We start from the raw sequence: 18,398 nt of genomic DNA, 5'->3' as shown, positions 1-18,398 counted from the left end.
ACTTGCTGCGTCATATGCACGATACGGCAACTGGGCCCGTCGCTGAACTTGCTGCCCTCTTCACCCCTCAGATGACATGAGTCAAAACCGCCTGAGAACAAGGAGCTATTCATTATGGGTCTCAAACGACTTCTTCCCCTGAGTGCCTGCCTGGCCCTGGTGCTTCCATTCGCGGCCCAGGCTGCCGCGCTGTCCGCCGATGCCAAGGCCGAATATACCGCGCAGTGCCAGGCCGCAGCCGTGCAGCAAGGCGTGGACGCCGCCAAGGCGCAGGCGCACTGCAGCTGTGGCGCGAAAGTGATCGAGGAGAAATTCAGCAAGGCCGAGATCGACCAGCTCACCAACAAGCAGGTCGAACCGCCAATGGCGCTGCGCCAGAAGCTGATGAAGGAAGTGCTGGTTTGCAATAACCAGTAGCGCTTTCAGCAGCACCGCAGGACGGCCCCGAGAGACGCCAACGGCGCTACTGGGGGTCGACGGCTGCGGTCAATCGAATCAAGTGCGACTTGATGCGGTTTTTTTTTAAAACATTTTTCAGCTGCAAACCTCAATGAAATAAGGGGCTTAGCAGTTTTGGACAGGCCAATTTGCGACAACTTTGGTTCTTGCGCCAATCAAAGGGGGTTCACAGTCCAGGTTTTGGACTATGATAGGCCCCGTGTGCCCAGTTGGCCTGAGCAGCACAGCACTACTGAATATTATGTTTCTTGGAGATTCACCATGTCTAATCGCCAGACCGGCACCGTAAAATGGTTCAACGATGAGAAAGGCTTCGGCTTCATCACTCCTTCAGGTGGCGGTGACGACCTGTTCGTACACTTCAAAGCTATCGAATCCGACGGTTTCAAAAGCCTGAAAGAAGGCCAGACCGTTTCGTTCGTGGCTGAGAAAGGCCAAAAGGGCATGCAAGCTGCTCAAGTTCGCCCAGAGTAATCTCGGCAACTGAAAAAAACCCGTCCATGTGACGGGTTTTTTTTCGCCTGCGATTCGTGTCGAGTGCGACGATCACTCAGCCACAGTTGACACGGGTGATCTGGCCGCTGTCATCGGCGTTGAGGTTGAGACGGTCGGAACGGTATTCCAGGGTCACCATGTCGTGCGGGCGCAGGACGCGGGCGACCTGTGCGCCTGCCTTGACCCTCGCCTGCTCGAGCAGGTCTGCGGAAACCGGCTTGCCAACGGTGTAGCGTGCGCCGTCAGCGTTGCAGCGCCCATCGAATGCAGGGGCGGCAGCGGCAGACTGTCCGGTCGAGGTTCCGGATGTAGAACAGCCAGTTACAGCCAGGGCTGCCATCAGGATCAACAAGGTCTTGCGCGGGAAAGGCATGCAGCCTCCTCTTTTCAGTGGGTTTTTCTGGTAGGTAAGGTTGTGCGACCGCCTCTGGCCGATTTGGTTGCACATTGGCCTAGTCTGCCCGAGCGCATCGTTACGCGGTGTCAGAGAAATCGTCACTGGATGTGTGTCTGCGGATCAGTACAAGTCAATGTAGTCGGATAGGGGCATGGGCCAGTGTGTCTGCAGGGCCGTGTGAATCTGCTTCACCCAGGTGGCGTCGGATGCCGCAGCAGCGCCAACGTAACCGGATCCGGCGGCCCAGGTTTCCAGACGGAAGCACAGGCCCTGGATATCCGTGCCGCCGACCGCCTCGGTGGAGAGGAAGGCGATGCCGTCGCGGGTCACGCGCAGCTGGGTGTGGATGGCCGGATTGCCCGAGGCGATCAGCGCACGGACCGCATCCAGGGTGAGTGAGTCGCTTTGCTTGAGGTCGATGTGCACATGAGCCTCCATGCCGAAGATTTGACCGAAGTTTGACACGCGCCCTGCCATCTGCCCAAGGGCCGGTGTAAAGCGTTGGCGAAAATGCTTTACTTGGCCACGTGGAGCGAACGTCGTTCGCTCGTGACCGTTGGCGAGAGCAACATGGCAAACGTATCAATCAAGGCGGACATCAAGGTCCAGTGGCCTCAGGGCCAGAGCTCCTTCAGCCCCGGTACGCCCGAGGAGCTGGCGATCATCGGCGTCGACGTGCTGGTCAAGGCACTGGGCACCGATGCGGCGCGCAGCTTCGTCATGCAGGTGTTCGAGCGCTACGCCCACGAACACGTGGCAGCGACGGGCAATACCGTGGCGCATCCCTTGAAGAACGTGCCCACGCCATAGCCCGTGACGCACCGGCGCTTCGGCCGGTCAGGGCAGACGCTGCAGGCGTTGGGTCAGCAGATCGAAAAAGCCCTGTGCATTCCCCTCGTTCACCCAGAACACGTTGGCCGGCTGGTCGAGCGTACCGTACCAGTCGGCCACGGTCTGGCCGAAGCTCGGGCCTTCCCGGCTGTCGATGGTCAGGTTGACCTTGCGCCCGCTGAACAGCTCCGGCGCCAGCAGATAGGCAATCACGCTGGCATCGTGAACCGGGCCACCGGGCAGTCCGTAGTGCTCCATGTCGGCCTTGACGTACGCCTGCAGGATATCCACCACCCGCGGCCCGGCCTTGTTCTGCAAGGCAGCCAACTGCTGCAGGCGCGCCGGGCTGGTCAGAACCTTGTGGGTGACATCCAGTGGCACGTAGGTGAGCTTGACGCCGCTGGCCAGTACCACCTGGGCGGCGTGAGGGTCTGCGAACAGGTTGAACTCGGCCACCGGGGTGATATTGCCGCCATTGAAGTGCGCGCCCCCCATGACGATCACTTCCTTGATGCCCTGGGTGATGCCGGGCGCCTGGATCAGTGCCAGCGCCAGGTTGGTCTGTGGCCCCAACATCGCCAGGGTGATGCTGTGGGGTTCGGCATTGCTCAGGGTATCGATCAAATACTGCACCGCGTTGCCCTGGGCCAGCCCTTTGCTCGGCTCATGCACGGCGATGCCAGGCACGCCCTCCTCGCCATGCACGTTGGCGGCATAGATCGGTTCGCGGACCAGCGGCTTGGGGGCACCGGCATAGACCGGCACATCTTCGCGACCCGCCCACTCACGGGCCAGGCGTGCGTTTCGCGAGGTCTTGTCGAGGCGCACGTTGCCGGCCACGGTCGTGAGGGCGCGGACGTTGATCTCCTCGGGCGAAGCCAGGGCCAGCAGCAAGGCGACGACATCGTCGGCGCCGGGGTCGGTGTCGATGATCAGATCGATCTTGTCGGCCGCCGTGGCGGCAGCGCTGGTCAGCAGGGCCATCAATGAAAATCCTCGAAGCAGGGTCAGCAGGGAACGTTGCATGTTGCACTCCTTGTGCTCAGTGGTAAGTCTAGAAAGTGACGCCCGCCAACAGGGCGATATTGCTGTAGGGCTGGCATTCGCCAGTGCGCACGATGGCGCGAGCGTTCCGCGACAGCTCCTTGAACCGCGCATGGCTGACCGACTGGCGCACACCGAGGGCGCCCTGCTCGTGCAATTGCTGAATTCGCGCCAACGCCGGCGGCAGCACCTGCAGCATCTCCTCGGCGATCACGTGGCTTTCCACCTGCATTTCGCTGAGCAGCACGTCCAGCGTGCTGATGAAGCTGGGAATGCCTGGCGTCAAGGCCAGATCGATCAAGGGCACGCCCGGTGGTACCGGCAAACCGGCATCGCCGATCACGACGATATCGCCATGGCCCAGGGACGCAACCAGTTGCGAAAGCGATATGTTCAACAAGGCGGTCTTTTTCACGATGCAACCTGCTCCACTTGCGCCAGGGTCGGGATAGAAGGCTGGGCGCCGGCGCGGGTGACCGACAGTGCAGCGGCGGCCTGGCCGAACGCAATGGCCTGTGACTCGTCCAGGCCTCTGGCCAGCGCCGCGGCAAAGCCACCGACGAACGTATCGCCAGCCGCCGTGGTATCCACCGCCTGCACCTTGCGTCCAGGATAATGCCGGGGCTGCGTGCCATCGGTAAACAGCAGGCCCTGCTCACCCAAGGTGATGAGCACCTTGCCGGCGCCGGCCTGGCGCAGAAGACTGGCCGCCTGCTCGGCCTCGGCCACCGAGCTGACGCTCAGGCCGGTGAGCGCCTGAGTTTCGGTTTCGTTGGGGATCAAATAATCGACCCAGCCCAGCCATTGCTGCGGTAACGGCCCGCTGACCGGCGCCGGGTTGAGAATAACCGTCTTGCCAGCCTGGTGAGCGCGCTGCAAGGCGAAAGCCACCACCGCATGAGGAATTTCCAGCTGGCACACCACCACATCGGCGGCCAGCAGCAGGCGGTCGAAACGCTCGATGTCGGCGCATTCGAGCTGGCCATTGCCGCCCGCCACGATGACGATCGCATTCTGGCTGTTGGCATCGACCACGATCATCGCGATCCCGGTCGCTACCGCTTCAGCCACCCGTACGCCCTGGCAGTCGATGCCTTCATCGGCCAACGCCTGGCGCAGCGCCTGGCCATAGGCGTCGGCGCCGACGCAGCCGATCATCGCCACTTGCCCGCCCAGCCGCGCGGCAGCGACCGCCTGGTTGGCGCCCTTGCCGCCCGGCACGGTCGCGAAGGACTGGCCCAGCAGGGTTTCTCCCGCCTGCGGCAAACGCTCGGCCTGTGCCACCAGGTCCATGTTCAGACTGCCTATTACCAATACGTTTGCTTGCATCATCTACCACTCTCAGCGCAATTCATGGGAAAGACCGGCGTATCGCGCCGTGGACTCGCGCACCACGATCTGTGGCGCGATGACGTGTTGCGTCGCAGCCGCACCGGCCGCTCCGGCGATGCGCGCCAGAAGCCGCTCGGCAGCCACTTCACCCAATTCGCCGATGCGCTGGCCGACGGTGGTCAGGGCCGGGTACACATAGCGACTGAGCTGGATATCGTCGAAACCGATGACCGACAGCTGTTCGGGCACGCGGACGCCGCGCTCGGCGGCCGCGCGCAGCACGCCCAGGCCGATCATGTCGTTGGCCGCAAAGATCGCCGTGGGCACCGGCCCCGCGAGCAGCTCGACTGCCGCACGGTAGCCACCCGGACTGGTGAAATCGCTGTGCAGGACATGCTCGGGCGCGGGCTGCACGGCGTACTCGGCGAGCGCACGACGATAGCCGTCCAGGCGCAGCTGCGCCACGTGGGTATGTTGCGGGCCACTGATGCAGGCGATGGCGCGATGGCCCAGTTCGAGCAGATGCCGGGTGGCCAGGTAGCCACCCTGTTCGTGATCGATGCACACCAGGTCGGCTGCCACCTGCTGCAGGCCGCGGTCGACGATGACCATGGGCGTGCGCACCGCCGCGAGCATGTCGGTCAGCGCGGCATCGCCACCCACCGAGGCGAATACGATACCGTCGACGCGCTTCTCCAGCAGCACGCGCAGGTAGTTGCGCTGCTTCTGCGGGTCGTCGTCGCAGTTGCAGAGGATCACGCAGTAGCCGTTGCGCTCGCAGCAGTCTTCGATACCACGCGCCAGCTCGGCGAAATACGGGTTGACGCTGTTGGGCACCAACAAGCCGATGGTCGCAGTGCTGCGCGCTTTCAAGGAGCGCGCCACCGCACTGGGAACGTAGTTGAGCTCGGCGATCGCCGACTCGACCTTGCGCCGCACGTGCGCGCTGACCGGCCGGCTGTTGTTCACGACGTGCGAGACGGTGGTGTAGGAGATACCGGCTCGCGCCGCCACGTCCTTGATGGTCGCCATGCTAGCCCCGCTTGCGTGCGCGTTGGCTGCGGTAGGTGTCGAGCACCACGGCGATGACGATCACCGCGCCGGTGATGATGCGCTTGGTCGGCTCGGTCGCGCCGATCTGCGCCAGGCCGGCCGCCAGCACGGAAATGATCAGCACGCCAAAGAAGGTGCTGATGACCGAGCCGCGCCCGCCCATCAGGCTGGTGCCGCCGATCACCACGGCGGCGATCACCTGCAGTTCCAGGCCAGCACCGGCATTCGGGTCGGCCGCCTCCAGCCGGGATATCTGGAACAACGCGGCCACGCCTGCCAGCAGGCCCATGAGGGAGAACACCAGCACCTTGTAGGGCTTGGGGTTGATGCCGGCCAGGCGCACGGCTTCTTCGTTGGTACCGATGCCGATCAGGTAGCGGCCAAACACGGTGCGAGTCAGGGTCAGGTGGGCAATGGCGATGACGCCGAGGGCGATCAGGAACGAGGGCGCGATGCCGAACGCTACCGGGTCGGACAGCCAGGCGAAGGCATCGCCGATATAGGCGGTGCGCGAATCGGTCATCTGGTAGGCAACCCCGCGGGCCATTTCCAGCACACCCAGGGAGACGATGAACGAAGGAATCCGCCAGGCCACGGTAATCGAGCCGGTGATGGTGCCGGCGAGCGCTGCGCAACCCATGCCGAGCAGGGCTGCGGGCAATACGCTCCAGCCCCAGCCGAGGATTGCCACACTGACCGCCGAGGCCGCCAGCGCCAGCACCGAACCCACCGACAGGTCGATGCCGCCGATGATCAGCACGAAGGTCATGCCGACCGCCAGCACCATGAGATCGGGAATCTGGTTGGCGATGGTGCTGAACGTGCTGTACGAAAGGAAATGGCTGCTGAGCAGGGAGAACAGGACGATCATGGCCAGCAATGCGCCAGCCAGACCCAGGTAGGTGCCGAGGCCCAGATAAGTGCCGCCGGTTTTTGCGCCGGGAGTGTCTTTGGGCAGTGTCGAAGTTTTCATGCAGGGGTCCTTGCTGCAGGCTCGGCCAGCAGCGCATCGCGTTTTTGATAACCGGCGAACGCGGCTGCCAGCAGTTCATCCTGGCTCCAGTGTTCGCGCTCGAAGGTGTCGATCAGGCGGCCGGCCGAGAGCACCGCGATACGATCGCAGATCAGCATCAGCTCGCGCAGGTCGCTGGACACCACCACCAGCGCCTTGCCCTGGCGGGTGAGCTCGCCCAGCAGGGCATAGATGTCGAATTTGGCGCCCACGTCGATGCCACGGGTGGGCTCGTCGAACAGCAGCACGTTGCAGTCACGCTCCAGCCAGCGGCCGATCACCACCTTCTGCTGATTGCCGCCGGAAAGCTCGGCCACCGTCTGCGCCGGGCTGGAACTGCGAATGCGCATGGCCTCGATCTGGCGCTGGGCCAAGGCTCGCTCGGCCTTGTTGTCGACGATGCCGGCCGCGGAAATGGCCGGCATGTTGCCCAAGGCGATATTGGCGCTGATCGACTGCGACAGCAGCAGGCCCTCGCCCTTGCGGTCTTCGGTGATCAGGGCGATACCATGAGCAACGGCGTCGGCCGGGCTGCGAATGCTCACCGGTTTGGGTGGTTGACCGATCGCAACGGTACCGGCATCGCTGGCATCGGCGCCGAAGATCAGCCGCAGCAGCTCGGTACGCCCAGCCCCGATCAATCCGGAAATACCGAAAATCTCGCCCTGGCGCACCTCGAAGGACACGTCCTTGACCTTGTCGCCACGGGTCATGCCCTGCACCTTGAACATCGGCGCGCCGATGCGTCGCTCGCCCAGGTCGATACGCTCGCCCAGTTCGCGCCCGACCATGAGGTTCACCAGCTGTTCGCTGTCGTAGCGCGCCATCGGTTCGACGCACACCAGGCGTCCGTCGCGCAGCACGGCGATGCGTTGCGCGACCTGCGCCAGTTCTTCCAGCCGGTGGGAAATGTAGATGATCGACACCCCGCGTTCGCGCAGCCGCAGGATCTGCGCGAACAGCATGTCGACCTCGCGTGCGGTGAGCATGGCGGTAGGTTCGTCGAGCACCAGCACCTGACAGTCGCCGATCAGGTTACGGGCGATTTCGACCATCTGCTGATGGCCGATGCCAAGGTCGCTGACCAGGGTATCTGGGTCGATGGCATCCAGGCCCACCTGCGCCATGGCCTGGCGGGCCTGTTCGCGCAGGCGGCGACGGTCGATCCAGCCAGCACGGCTGGGCAGATCATGGAGGAACAGGTTTTCCGCGACGGTCAGGGTAGGCAACAGGTTGAGTTCCTGCATGACCATGCGCACCCCGCCGCGCTCGGCTGCAGTGCGACTGCCCGGCAGCCATGGCTGGCCCTGGAACTGCATCTGGCCGGTGGTGGGTGCTTCCAGGCCACCGATTATCTTCGACAGCGTGCTTTTGCCTGCGCCGTTCTCCCCGGTCAAGGCCAGCACTTCGCCGCGGTGCAACTCAAGGTCGATGTCCCACAGCACCGGCTGGGCATAGGTCTTGCCGATGCCACTTACCGACAGCACAACGTTGGATGTCATAGGTTTCTCCAGGCACACCTGCAGGCGACAGGCCGGCACTGGCCAGACCTGCCGCGAGGTGCACTGCATCAAGGCTGGGTGACGAGCTCGACCGGGGTCTGGATGACACCGTTGGCGTCGACGTCGAGCTTGTCGCCCTTGACCAGGGCCAAGGCGTTCTGGATGCCGAACACTGCCTGGCGGGCGGCGAACTGGTCGGCCGTGGCCAGTATGCGGCCGTCCTTGAGCATCGGCTTGATGGCATTGATGTTGTCGTAGCCGACCACCTGGACCTTGCCCGCCTTGCCGGCGGCGCGCACTGCAGACACTGCGCCCAGCGCCATGCTGTCGTTGCCGGCCAGCAGCGCCTTGAGGTCCGGGTACTCGTTGAGCATGGCCGAAGCGACGGCATTGCCCTTGTCGATTTCCCAGTTACCCGACTGCACCGAGACGATGTTCATCTGCGCCGCTTGCATGGCGTCCTTGAAACCGGCAGTGCGCATCTGCGCGTTGGTGGTGGTCGGTACACCTTCGATGATCCCCACCTGGTCGCCAGCGCTCAGGCGCGTAGCCAGGTAGTCACCCACCAGCTTGGCGCCCTTGCGGTTGTCGGGGCCCACGAACGGCACCTGGATTCCTTTGCTCTCAAGCACCCCGGCATCGAGCTGGTTGTCGATATTGACGACCTTGATGCCTGCATCCATGGCTTTCTTGATGATGGGTACCAGTGCCTTGGAGTCCGCCGGGGCAATGACCAGCGCGTCGACCTTGGCGACGATCATCTGCTCGACGATACGGATCTGGTTGGCGGTGTCGGACTCGTCCTTGATGCCGTTGGACACCAGGTCGAAATCGGCAGCGTGCTCTTTCTGGTAGCTTTTGGCGCCGTCTTCCATGGTCAGGAAGAATTCGTTGGCCAGGGACTTCATGACCAGCGCGACCTTGGGCTTCTGGGTATCGGCGAAAGAGGATTGCAACGGGGCGATGGCGCCGATGGCAGCCATCAGGGAGACAGCGAGCAGGCGTCCGGCGAAGGGCAGCTTCATGGGTTTACTCCGATCTTATGATTGTTATCGAGCGCAGCTTGCGGAAACCCGCAAACGTTTGCGTGACAGGAACTATGGTCAGGGATCGGAGAATTGTCAATCGGTGCCGCGGGCTGTAGCACGGGTCATCACAGCGCCCACTCGAGGCGGGCCGAAACACGGCAGGTTACAACAGCGGGAAACCTATCCCTGATTCCTGTTTATCGGTACTGCCATGACTGACGCTGCTGCTCACACCATCCATGCTGCAACCCCTGCCCTGCGCTGCTTCGACGGCCGGGCGCGGGTGCTGCGCGAGATTGCCTACCACCGCGACCAAGCGGGTTCTGCGCAGGCCCGCATCACCCGCTACGGCCATGACGCCAGCGGGCAATTGATCAGCAGTATCGATCCGCGCCTTCACGCGGCCCAGGCCGAGCGTCCCGAAGTGGCCGCCAACCTGGCACAGGTGCGCAGCTTGAGCGGTCGATGCCTGTACACCCGCAGTGTCGATGCCGGCAACACGCGAACGCTGTACGACGCGTGTGGCCGCGAGGCGATGACATGGCTGGCGAACGGTGTCGAGCAGACGCGCTGCTACGAACCTGCGGCGCTGCCCGGCCGGCTGCTGTCGATCCGGGAACGCTCTGCCCAACGTGCCTTTCGCACCGCCGAGCGCTGGCAATGGGCGGGCGTTGACGCAGAGGCCAAGGCGTTCAACCTGGCCGGCCATTGCCAGACACGTTTCGACAGCGCCGGCAGACACGTCGTGCAAGCGCGCAGCCTGCTCGGTGCAATCGCAGGCGAGACCCTGCAACTGCTAGCTGGCCACACCGAATGCGACTGGGCGCAGGACGATGCCCAAGGCGAGGCGCGGTGCCTGGAACCGCAAAGCCTGACCAGTACGGTGAGCTTCGATGCCTGCGGCGCAATCATCGCCAGCGAGGATGCCAGGGGCCATCGGCAACGCCATGGCCATGACCGTTGCGGGCAGTACCGGGCCAGTTGGGTCACTCGCAATGGCGGCTTGGAGACGCCGGTGGTGCTGGACGTGACCTACACAGCCGGGGGGCAGAAAGAAGTCGAGCGGCATGCCAACGGTGTCGTCATCACCCATACCTATGCAGCCGACACCCAACGCCTGGTCGGCATGCGTACCCAGCGCGCCAGCGACCGCCAGACCTTGCAGGACCTGCGCTACCGCTATGACCCCACCGGCCGGGTGACCCAGGTGCGCAACCAAGCGGAGCAGACACGCTTCTGGCGCAATCAGAAAATCGATCCGCAGCAGGACTACCGTTACGACTCGCTGTCGCAGTTGATCCTGGCCAGCGGTCGGCAGATGGCTGCACTCGGCCAGATGAGCAGCAGCCTGCCATCTGCACTCCCCATCGATACCCACGCCCATGCGCTGTACCAGCGTCGCTACGCGTACGACGAGGCCGGCAACCTGCAGAGCATTCGGCACACCGTGCCAGCCACCGATTCCGGCTACACGGTCAGGCTGACGACCTCGGCGTGCAGCAACCGGGCCGTGTTGAGCAGCGTGTGCGATGACCCTGCACTGGTCGACAGCCAGTTCGATGCCGCCGGGCAACAACGCGGGCTGGACGGCTCCCAATCTGTTGCCTGGAACAGTCGCATGCAGCTGGCCAGCGTGACGCGCGCCGAGGCCGGCACCGAGCACTACCTCTACGGCCAGCAGCACCAGCGACTGCGCAAGACCCACGCGCAGGGAAGCACTTGCTACCTGCCGGGGCTGGAGTTGCGCCAGCATGACGGCCAGACCCTGCATTGCCTCAAGGTAGCCGAACATATTCGCCTGTTGCACTGGCCAGACGGCAGTCCCGAGGGCCTGGCCAACGATCAGTTGCGCTACAGCTACACCGACCTGCTGGGCAGTCATGGCCTGGAACTCGACGGCGACGGTCAAGTCATCAGCCGCGAGGAATTCTTTCCGTTCGGCGCCACCTCGGTCTGGGCCTGCCGCCACCAGGTCGAGGCGAGCTACAAGACCGTCCGTTACTCGGGCAAGGAACGCGACGACACCGGGCTCTACTACTATGGCTACCGCTACTATCAGCCCTGGGCCGGACGCTGGCTGAGCGCCGATCCGGCGGGGACGGTGGATGGGCTCAATCTGTATGCCATGGTGCGCAACTCGCCGTCGTCTGCAGTGGATGACGATGGCCGGATGATGCGTGCCTTGTTCAAGGGCGGCGTCGGCGCAGCGGGTATCGGCTATGAGGCGTACAAGTACCACGAACGTCAGTCGCAAGCGCCAGCACAGCCAGCTGCTGCTCCGCCAAGCACCTCGATGGGCGACCAGCGGGCGGACAACGCCATGGGCAAGGTTCAGCGCATGAAGGACCAATTCAGCCCGGGGCAGCAGATTCTGAACAGTGCCAAGGGCCGTGCGCAGACGGCAGATCACCTCGCGCATGGGCAAGTGCCGGGCGTCGGTGCAGTGCTCAAGGGTGCTGAAAGCGTTGGCACCGTGGTCGAGTTCAGCCAGACCGGCGATCTCTCGCAGATCAACAAGGCACCTCTGGCGGGGGCTATTGCCACGGATGCGGTGAACGGCGTTGCGCACAGCATCAAGGCCACTATCAAGAATACCCAGAAAGCCGTGCAAGGCACCGCCGAGCTGGCAACCTTGTCCGAAACCAAGGCCGAGGAACTGCAAGCATCTCTGCACGACCTGCAGGAGCTGACGCAAGACAAGCTGATCACCGGGCTGTCGTTCGGCGCTACGGTCAAGGCAGGCCTGGACGGCGCTGCTGCGGTGGTGCCGCATCCAGTAGCGAAGTTCGGACTCAAGGTGTTGTCGACGGCGTGGACCGTGACCGGTGTGGTGCATGGCGCGGAGGAGCTTGGAGAAATTGCCAAGACTCATGAGGATCTGCTTGCGAGCAAGACCGGTGAAAACCTCATGGGGCAGATGAAGACAGTCAATGCGTCGAATCGCACGGGCATCATGGACCGCGTCAAGCAGAGCTATGGTCTCTCGGGCAATCCATAACGCCAGCTCGCCGCCTGTGCCAGTAGCCACTGGCCGCGACGTTTTGCCACTCAACTAACGCTCTCCCTGGCAGTCACAGCTGAAGCGGTTACATTTTGTAGCCATTTCATGGGCGCAAGCCCGGCGAGGCCTGATGAGCTTTATTTTGTGGATGGCCGTTCTTGGCGTCCTGCTGTTGATGCTGGCGCTGACGGCGTCCTACTTGCGCTGGCTGCCGGTGACGACCTCTGCGGTGTGCCTGGCATTCGGCGTGGCCATCGGTCCCATGGGGCTGGGTCTGTTCACCACCGATTTCAAGGACACCGCCTCGTGGCTCGAGCGCCTGGCGGAGGCTGCCGTGCTGTTCTCGCTGTTCAGCACCGGGATCAAGCTGCGACTTGGCCTGGGGCGCAGCGCGTGGCGAGCGGCCTATATGCTGTCTGGTCCGGTCATGCTGGTGTCGATTCTGGGCGTGTGCCTGGTGGCGCACTACGGCCTGGGCTTGTCCTGGGGCGTGAGTACCTTGCTCGGGGCGATGCTGGCGCCGACCGATCCGGTGCTGGCATCCATGGTCCAGGTGAATAGCGCGCAGGACTTCGACCGTGTGCGCTTCGGGCTGTCGGGTGAGGCCGGGCTCAACGACGGTACGGCCTTTCCCTTCGTGATCCTCAGCCTGCTGATGCTGCACCATGGCAGCCTGGACAGCCACTGGCTGGGCCAGTGGGCCTTGGAGAATCTGCTGTGGGGCGTGCCGGTCGGGCTCTTGGTCGGTTACGGGATGGGCCGGGCCATCGGTCATCTGATGATCTACCTGCGCGTGCGCAATGCCGACAGTACCAACTCGCCCAACGACTTTCTGGCGTTGGCGCTGATTGCCCTGTCGTACTTTGGCGCCGCATCCCTGGGCGCTTTCGGATTTCTCGCAGTGTTCGCGGCCGGCCTGGGGCTGCGTCAGGCAGAAGTGCGTACGTCGAGATCCGAGGTTCCTTCGGAGCATCTGGCCAAGCCGATCGTGGGTCACCGCGACCTGGCGCCCGAGGAAGGTACCGTCACCCACCCCAAGGATCTGGAGGACGGGCAATTGGCCGCTGGGGTGATGATGGGCGACATCCTGGTGTTCGGCAATCTGGTGGAACGATCCATGGAAGTCCTGCTGATCACCATTCTGGGGGCAACGCTTTCTGCCTACTGGGACTGGCGTGCGGTCGGCCTGGCGGCGGCACTGTTCTGCGTGATCCGCCCGCTGAGCGTATGGCTGCTGGTCAGCCGCCGCCTGCTCGATGGCCATCAGCGAGCATTGCTGGGCTGGTTCGGCATCCGCGGGATCGGCTCCATCTACTACCTGTGCTACGCACTGGCCCACGAACTGCCTGAGTCGGTCGAGCAGGTGTGTATCAGCCTGACGTTGTCGGTGGTGGCCTTGAGCATTCTGGTGCATGGCATCAGCACCCAGCCGTTGCTGGAGCATTACGAACGTCGGCGGAAATCCGTCTAGCGGTGGTTGAGGTGGATCAGGGGCTCCGCGGTGCTGCCGGACGCGGCTTGCGCCGCTGCTACAGGGAGTGCGAACACCTGCCATACCGTTGGCGCAAGCCGCTGCTACAGGGGCATGGGTTTGGATGCACTGGCTTGGTCAAAAAGGTATAGAATCCCCAGCATTTGATGGATCGGTCACTGTCGTGCAGACATGGCCGATCGCGTACAACCCATACAGGCAGATCGGATATTGGAACAGCTAAAGCGCCTCGCAAGCGGGATTGAAGGGCTCGATTTGTTGCTCAAGGGTGGGCTGGTGGCCGGTGCGTCATACATCGTGCAGGGCCGTCCGGGTTCGGGCAAGACCATCCTGGCCAACCAGTTGGGCTTCAATCACGTGAGCCAGGGTGGCCGCGTACTGGTCGCCACCCTGCTTGCGGAATCCCATGAGCGGCTGTTCCAGTACCTGTCCACGCTGAGCTTTTTCGATGCCTCGAAAATCGGCAACGAGATCCAGTTCGTCAGCGCATTCGACACCCTGGAAAACGAAGGCCTGGACGAAGTGGTCAAGCTGCTGCGCCGCGAGATCAGTCGGCAGAAAGCGACGGTATTGATCGTCGATGGCGTGCTCAATGCCCGCTCCAAGGCCGATTCACAGATCGACACCAAGAAATTCATCTCCGAGCTGCAGGGCCATGCGGCGTTCGCCGGGTGTACGGTGCTGTTCCTGACCAGCTCGCGACTGGACGACGGCAGCCCAGAGCACACCATGGTCGATGGCGTGATCGAACTGGGCGAGGAGCTGTTCAACACCCGTTCGGTGCGCCGCATCCAACTGCGCAAGACCCGTGGCAGCGGCGCGCTGTCAGGGTTGCACGAATGCGAGATCACCGACGATGGGCTGGTGGTGTACCCGCGCCTGGAAAGCCTGTACAGCCACCCCTCGTGCCCCGACCCCACCGATCTTACCCGCATACCCAGCGGCATTCCGGCGCTCGACAACCTGATTGGCGGCGGTCTGCCGCGTTCCTCGGTGACGCTGGTAATGGGCCCGTCGGGCATCGGCAAGACCAGCATGGGAATCAGCTTCCTGTCGGCGTCCACGCCCGAACAGCCGGGCATGCTGTTTGGCATGTACGAGTCCGAGCGCCGCCTGCAGGTCAAGGCGCGATCGCTTGGCCATGATTTCGAGGCGCTGCAAGCCAGCGGCGCTTTGCACGTGTGTTGGCAGCCAACCACCGAAGGGCTGCTCGACGGTCTGGGGGCAAGGCTGCTGCGCCATGTCGAGTTCCATGGCATCAAGCGACTGCTCATCGACAGCCTGGGCGGCATGGCCCGCACGGCGACCAGCACCGTACGCCTGACCGAGTTCTTCAGTACCCTGATGAGCGAGCTGCGCGCCCGTGGCGTCACGGTGTTCGCCACGTGGGAGGTTCGCGGCCTGTTCGGTCCGGAGATCACCTCGCCGGCGCCAGACCTCTCCAGCATCGTCGACAACATCCTGCTGACGCGATTCGTCGAACATGAGTCTGAACTAAAACGCCTGCTTTCCATTCTTAAAATCAGAGACAGTTATTATGATCCGTCGCTATTGGAGCTGGTCATCCATGGTCATGGAATCGACCTGAGAAAGGCGTTCACAAATGCAGAGGCAGTGTTATCGGGTAGTGCCTCCACGATTTCGAATCCGTGATGTTGCCGGGGTCGAACTGACATGCCCACTATCCTGATCGTCGACGATGAGTATCTCATCGCCGACATTCTTGGTTACGCGTTGGAAGACGAAGGCTATATGGCCGTCAAGGCCGGTAATGGCAAGCGTGCGCTTGAGATCCTCGATCGCGAGCGTCCGGCATTGGTCATTACCGACTTCATGATGCCTGGGATGAACGGCCTCGAACTGGCGCAGAAGATCCGTAGTCACGCTTCGTTCGAGTCTGTGCCCATTCTTTTGATGAGTGGCGCCCAAGGCAACGTCGGCCGGGCAACGCCCGAACTTTTCAACGCCGTATACGACAAGCCCTTCGACATCAACGAAGTGGTAGCACGCGTGCGCGAATTGGTGCCGCTGGATCCGGCCTAGGCGCAAAAGCCGCCGCTCGCGCGTTACAGCGTGAGGATTTCGTAGCCATCGGCAGTCACTGCCACCATATGCTCCCATTGCGCGGACAATGACCGATCGCGGGTCACCACGGTCCAGCCATCGGCCAACTGGCGGGTTCCAGCCTTGCCGGCGTTGATCATCGGCTCGATGGTGAAAATCATGCCCTGGCTCAAACGCATCCCCTCGCCCTTGCGGCCGTAGTGCAAGACTTGCGGATCGTCGTGGTAGATCTGCCCGATGCCGTGCCCGCAGTATTCGCGTACAACGCTGAACCCTTCGCGGTGCGCCACGCTCTGGATGGCGTGGCCGATATCGCCCAACGTCGCTCCCGGCTTGACCACTTCGATACCGGCCAGCATCGCCTCGTGGGTGGTGTCCACCAGTCGCTTTGCCAGCGCGCTCGGCTCACCGACGTAGTACATGCGGCTGGTGTCGCCGAACCAGCCGTCTTTTATGACGGCCACATCGATGTTGACGATGTCGCCGTCGGCCAGCACCACTTCGTTGCTGGGCACACCGTGGCAAACCACTTCGTTGACCGATATGCACACCGTCTTGGTAAACCCGTGATAGCCAACGTTGGCCGGGATTACTTTCAATTCGTTCACGATGTAGGCATTGCACAGCTCATCCAGGTACTGGGTGGTGACGCCGGCCTGTACGTGCGGTGCAATCATCCGCAGTACGTCAGCGGCAAGCGCCCCTGCGCGGCGGGCCAAGGCGACTTGCTCGGGGGTGCGGTTCAGATTCTTGCGGCTCACGGGTTTCTCCTGGGATTCAAGCCTCTATGCTAGCAGAGCGCCGCTGCCGTGCCTGGGCGGCGCACGCCGACATCATTTAATTTCAAACGATACAAAACTTTTTGTAACCACTTCGTTCATAAGACTCACAGCCCAGCGCCATACCGGCAGATGGTCGCGAAAAGCGCACAGGCAGTGTCTTCGGCAGCATGACCGAATGCGGTCCGAAGACTTCAACATTCAAGCAGTTCGACATAATCATAATATCCGCTGGAGCCGACGGCCTTTGGGAGTGTTCCCTTCCCGGGCCGGCATCGCAACACCGAACGCTGATACCTGCCTTGCCCCTTTCGTGCGCGATCCTGCGTGGCGCATCACGACGCATTGCCTGCGCGCAATGAAAGGAATGAGCCTTGTCCAGTTCCAACACCACAACACCCGACACTTCGCCTGCAGGCGAGGAAAACGACGCCACACGCACCTCTCCCGGCCAGATAGTGGTGCGTGTGGCGATCATCGCCACCATGGGCGCGCTGGCTTTCGGCTACGACACGGGGGTGATTTCCGGCGCCCTGCCCTTCATGACCCAGGGGCCGGATCAAGGTGGCCTGGGCCTCACTCCGTTCACCGAGGGCCTGGTGGCTTCCTCGCTGATTCTGGGTGCCGCCTTCGGCTCATTGTTCGCCGGCCATCTGGCTGACAAATACGGACGCCTGACGGCGCTCAAAGGCCTGGCCATCCTGTTCATGATCGGCGCCCTGGGTTCCGCCCTCGCGCCGACGGTGGCGATCATGATCGCCACTCGCTTCGTGCTGGGGTTGGCAGTCGGTGGGGCATCGGCGATCGTGCCGATGTTCATTGCCGAAATCGCCGGCCCCAACAAGCGGGCGCGGCTGGTGAGCCAGAATGAGTTGATGATCGTCACCGGGCAGTTGGTGGCCTATGTCTCCAACGCCCTGCTCGCGCATTTTGCCCACACCCCCGATGTATGGCGCTGGATGCTCGCCATCGCGGTGATTCCGGCTGCCCTGCTGTGGATCGGCATGCACTTCGTGCCCACCTCACCGCGCTGGCTCGCCAGCAAGGGCCGCATGGACGAGGCACGCGAAGTGCTGGAAAGGCTGCGTTCGAGCAAGAAGCAGGTCGACAAGGAAATGAAGGAGATCATTGCTCAGAACGAAGAGCAGCGTGCCGATGTCAGTTGGTCCTCGATCTGGGCCGAGCCCTGGCTGCGTCGCCTGCTGCTGGTGGGCATGGGGCTGGGCTTCGTGGCTCAGCTGACGGGGGTGAATGCGTTCATGTATTTCACGCCGGTCATCCTCAAGTCCACCGGGCTGGGTACCAACGCGGCACTCACCGCCACCATCGGCAACGGCGTGGCTTCGGTGATCGCCACCCTGATCGGCATCTGGCTGGTCGGGCGCCATGGCCGTCGGCCGATGCTGATGACCGGCCTGTGCTTCGTGATCCTCGCGCAGGTGCTGCTCTGCTGCGTGCTGACCATGCTGCCCGCCTCGCTGCTGCAGAGCTACCTGGCACTGGCCTGCATCCTGATGTTCCTGCTGTTCATGCAGACCTTCATCGCTCCGGTCTACTGGCTGCTGATGTCCGAGCTGTTTCCCTCGCACCTGCGTGGCCTGATGACCGGCACTGCGGTGTGCTTCCAGTGGCTGTGCAATGCGTCGGTGGCGTTCATGTTCCCGATCGCCCTGGCCGGCTTCGGCCCTTATACCTTCATGTTGTTCGCGGTGATCAACGTCATGTCGCTGATCTTCGTGATGACTTGCGTGCCGGAAACCCGGGGCAAGTCGCTGGAGCAGATCGAACGGCACATGGAGAAGGAATTCACTCCGGACGAGGCCGCCAGCGCCTGAGCCGGCAACGGGTCGATATGTCCAGTGCGAGACGTTGCAGGTAACATGGCTGAAGTTGTTTTCATATTCGCCAT

18 protein-coding genes are annotated in these 18,398 nt (G+C 62.9%); 8 read left to right on the top strand and 10 right to left on the bottom strand.

The window, feature by feature from the left end:
- Nucleotides 1–114: 114 nt before the first annotated feature.
- Nucleotides 115–417: a hypothetical protein gene (locus IFT80_RS01380; protein ID WP_122478725.1), complete on the top strand. Its 303-nt coding sequence runs from the start codon at nt 115–117 to the stop codon at nt 415–417.
- A gap of 303 nt (nt 418–720) precedes the next feature.
- The gene (locus IFT80_RS01375) at nt 721–933 is read left to right on the top strand and encodes a cold-shock protein (RefSeq protein WP_122478726.1); all 213 of its coding nucleotides are present in this window, start codon (nt 721–723) and stop codon (nt 931–933) included.
- Nucleotides 934–1,009: 76 nt separating this feature from the next.
- On the opposite strand, the gene IFT80_RS01370 is transcribed toward IFT80_RS01375, so the two are convergent.
- Both IFT80_RS01370 and IFT80_RS01365 read right to left on the bottom strand, forming a co-directional pair.
- A complete protein-coding gene (locus tag IFT80_RS01370; protein ID WP_122478728.1) occupies nt 1,010–1,327 on the bottom strand; it encodes an I78 family peptidase inhibitor in 318 nt (105 codons plus the stop codon).
- A gap of 144 nt (nt 1,328–1,471) precedes the next feature.
- Nucleotides 1,472–1,777, bottom strand: coding sequence for a hypothetical protein (locus tag IFT80_RS01365; RefSeq protein WP_192054203.1), 306 nt, complete (start codon nt 1,775–1,777; stop codon nt 1,472–1,474).
- A 144-nt stretch (nt 1,778–1,921) separates the two neighbouring features.
- Between IFT80_RS01365 and IFT80_RS01360 the strand changes: the two genes are divergently transcribed.
- Nucleotides 1,922–2,161 carry a hypothetical protein gene (locus IFT80_RS01360; RefSeq protein ID WP_122479686.1) on the top strand — a complete coding sequence of 80 codons (240 nt, stop codon included), beginning with the start codon at nt 1,922–1,924 and terminating at the stop codon, nt 2,159–2,161.
- Between the two features lie 27 nt (nt 2,162–2,188).
- Here IFT80_RS01360 and IFT80_RS01355 read toward each other — a convergent pair whose 3' ends face one another.
- The 7 genes from IFT80_RS01355 to IFT80_RS01325 form a co-directional block, all read right to left on the bottom strand.
- Entirely contained in the window at nt 2,189–3,208 is a 1,020-nt protein-coding gene (locus tag IFT80_RS01355; RefSeq protein WP_192136573.1) for a nucleoside hydrolase, read from the bottom strand.
- Between the two features lie 28 nt (nt 3,209–3,236).
- Nucleotides 3,237–3,641: a D-ribose pyranase gene (rbsD, locus tag IFT80_RS01350; RefSeq protein WP_122478734.1), complete on the bottom strand. Its 405-nt coding sequence runs from the start codon at nt 3,639–3,641 to the stop codon at nt 3,237–3,239.
- Nucleotides 3,638–4,555: a ribokinase gene (rbsK, locus tag IFT80_RS01345; protein WP_192136855.1), complete on the bottom strand. Its 918-nt coding sequence runs from the start codon at nt 4,553–4,555 to the stop codon at nt 3,638–3,640. The genes rbsD and rbsK overlap by 4 nt, the downstream gene beginning before the upstream one ends.
- A gap of 12 nt (nt 4,556–4,567) precedes the next feature.
- Nucleotides 4,568–5,590: a LacI family DNA-binding transcriptional regulator gene (locus IFT80_RS01340; RefSeq protein WP_122478736.1), complete on the bottom strand. Its 1,023-nt coding sequence runs from the start codon at nt 5,588–5,590 to the stop codon at nt 4,568–4,570.
- A gap of 1 nt (nt 5,591) precedes the next feature.
- Complete coding sequence (locus IFT80_RS01335; RefSeq protein WP_185793690.1) at nt 5,592–6,584, bottom strand: ABC transporter permease; 993 nt, start codon at nt 6,582–6,584, stop codon at nt 5,592–5,594.
- Nucleotides 6,581–8,125 carry a sugar ABC transporter ATP-binding protein gene (locus IFT80_RS01330; RefSeq protein ID WP_122478740.1) on the bottom strand — a complete coding sequence of 515 codons (1,545 nt, stop codon included), beginning with the start codon at nt 8,123–8,125 and terminating at the stop codon, nt 6,581–6,583. Before IFT80_RS01330 ends, IFT80_RS01335 begins: the two co-directional genes overlap by 4 nt.
- 68 nt (nt 8,126–8,193) lie before the next feature.
- A complete protein-coding gene (locus tag IFT80_RS01325; protein ID WP_192103605.1) occupies nt 8,194–9,150 on the bottom strand; it encodes a sugar ABC transporter substrate-binding protein in 957 nt (318 codons plus the stop codon).
- 214 nt (nt 9,151–9,364) lie between these two features.
- Between IFT80_RS01325 and IFT80_RS01320 the strand changes: the two genes are divergently transcribed.
- The 4 genes from IFT80_RS01320 to IFT80_RS01305 all read left to right on the top strand — a co-directional run bounded on the left by IFT80_RS01320 (nt 9,365) and on the right by IFT80_RS01305 (nt 15,689).
- Nucleotides 9,365–12,151 carry an RHS repeat domain-containing protein gene (locus IFT80_RS01320; RefSeq protein WP_192103607.1) on the top strand — a complete coding sequence of 929 codons (2,787 nt, stop codon included), beginning with the start codon at nt 9,365–9,367 and terminating at the stop codon, nt 12,149–12,151.
- A gap of 133 nt (nt 12,152–12,284) precedes the next feature.
- Nucleotides 12,285–13,625 carry a cation:proton antiporter gene (locus tag IFT80_RS01315; protein ID WP_122478745.1) on the top strand — a complete coding sequence of 447 codons (1,341 nt, stop codon included), beginning with the start codon at nt 12,285–12,287 and terminating at the stop codon, nt 13,623–13,625.
- A gap of 228 nt (nt 13,626–13,853) precedes the next feature.
- A complete protein-coding gene (locus tag IFT80_RS01310; protein ID WP_192103860.1) occupies nt 13,854–15,299 on the top strand; it encodes an ATPase domain-containing protein in 1,446 nt (481 codons plus the stop codon).
- A gap of 21 nt (nt 15,300–15,320) precedes the next feature.
- Nucleotides 15,321–15,689, top strand: coding sequence for a response regulator (locus IFT80_RS01305; RefSeq protein ID WP_122478751.1), 369 nt, complete (start codon nt 15,321–15,323; stop codon nt 15,687–15,689).
- Between the two features lie 23 nt (nt 15,690–15,712).
- Here IFT80_RS01305 and map read toward each other — a convergent pair whose 3' ends face one another.
- Nucleotides 15,713–16,471 carry a type I methionyl aminopeptidase gene (gene map / locus IFT80_RS01300; RefSeq protein ID WP_192057383.1) on the bottom strand — a complete coding sequence of 253 codons (759 nt, stop codon included), beginning with the start codon at nt 16,469–16,471 and terminating at the stop codon, nt 15,713–15,715.
- A 392-nt stretch (nt 16,472–16,863) separates the two neighbouring features.
- Here map and IFT80_RS01295 point away from each other — a divergent pair, with 392 nt between their 5' ends.
- The gene (locus tag IFT80_RS01295; protein ID WP_274598223.1) at nt 16,864–18,324 is read left to right on the top strand and encodes a sugar porter family MFS transporter; all 1,461 of its coding nucleotides are present in this window, start codon (nt 16,864–16,866) and stop codon (nt 18,322–18,324) included.
- The last annotated feature ends 74 nt before the right edge of the window (nt 18,325–18,398 follow it).

The sequence above is a fragment of the Pseudomonas sp. CFBP 8771 genome (assembly GCF_014841695.1).
Classification (GTDB): Bacteria; Pseudomonadota; Gammaproteobacteria; order Pseudomonadales; family Pseudomonadaceae; genus Aquipseudomonas; species Aquipseudomonas baltica.
This window is presented reverse-complemented; position numbering and strand designations above follow the sequence as displayed.

What these genes read in the sequence shown, in the direction of transcription:
- IFT80_RS01380 (WP_122478725.1), top strand. Translation starts at nt 115, where the DNA reads ATGGGTCTCAAACGACTTCTTCCCCTGAGTGCCTGCCTGGCCCTGGTG.
- IFT80_RS01375 (WP_122478726.1), top strand. Translation starts at nt 721, where the DNA reads ATGTCTAATCGCCAGACCGGCACCGTAAAATGGTTCAACGATGAGAAA.
- IFT80_RS01370 (WP_122478728.1), bottom strand. Translation starts at nt 1,327, where the DNA reads ATGCCTTTCCCGCGCAAGACCTTGTTGATCCTGATGGCAGCCCTGGCT.
- IFT80_RS01360 (WP_122479686.1), top strand. Translation starts at nt 1,922, where the DNA reads ATGGCAAACGTATCAATCAAGGCGGACATCAAGGTCCAGTGGCCTCAG.
- IFT80_RS01355 (WP_192136573.1), bottom strand. Translation starts at nt 3,208, where the DNA reads ATGCAACGTTCCCTGCTGACCCTGCTTCGAGGATTTTCATTGATGGCC.
- rbsK (WP_192136855.1), bottom strand. Translation starts at nt 4,555, where the DNA reads ATGCAAGCAAACGTATTGGTAATAGGCAGTCTGAACATGGACCTGGTG.
- IFT80_RS01340 (WP_122478736.1), bottom strand. Translation starts at nt 5,590, where the DNA reads ATGGCGACCATCAAGGACGTGGCGGCGCGAGCCGGTATCTCCTACACC.
- IFT80_RS01335 (WP_185793690.1), bottom strand. Translation starts at nt 6,584, where the DNA reads ATGAAAACTTCGACACTGCCCAAAGACACTCCCGGCGCAAAAACCGGC.
- IFT80_RS01330 (WP_122478740.1), bottom strand. Translation starts at nt 8,125, where the DNA reads ATGACATCCAACGTTGTGCTGTCGGTAAGTGGCATCGGCAAGACCTAT.
- IFT80_RS01325 (WP_192103605.1), bottom strand. Translation starts at nt 9,150, where the DNA reads ATGAAGCTGCCCTTCGCCGGACGCCTGCTCGCTGTCTCCCTGATGGCT.
- IFT80_RS01320 (WP_192103607.1), top strand. Translation starts at nt 9,365, where the DNA reads ATGACTGACGCTGCTGCTCACACCATCCATGCTGCAACCCCTGCCCTG.
- IFT80_RS01315 (WP_122478745.1), top strand. Translation starts at nt 12,285, where the DNA reads ATGAGCTTTATTTTGTGGATGGCCGTTCTTGGCGTCCTGCTGTTGATG.
- IFT80_RS01305 (WP_122478751.1), top strand. Translation starts at nt 15,321, where the DNA reads ATGCCCACTATCCTGATCGTCGACGATGAGTATCTCATCGCCGACATT.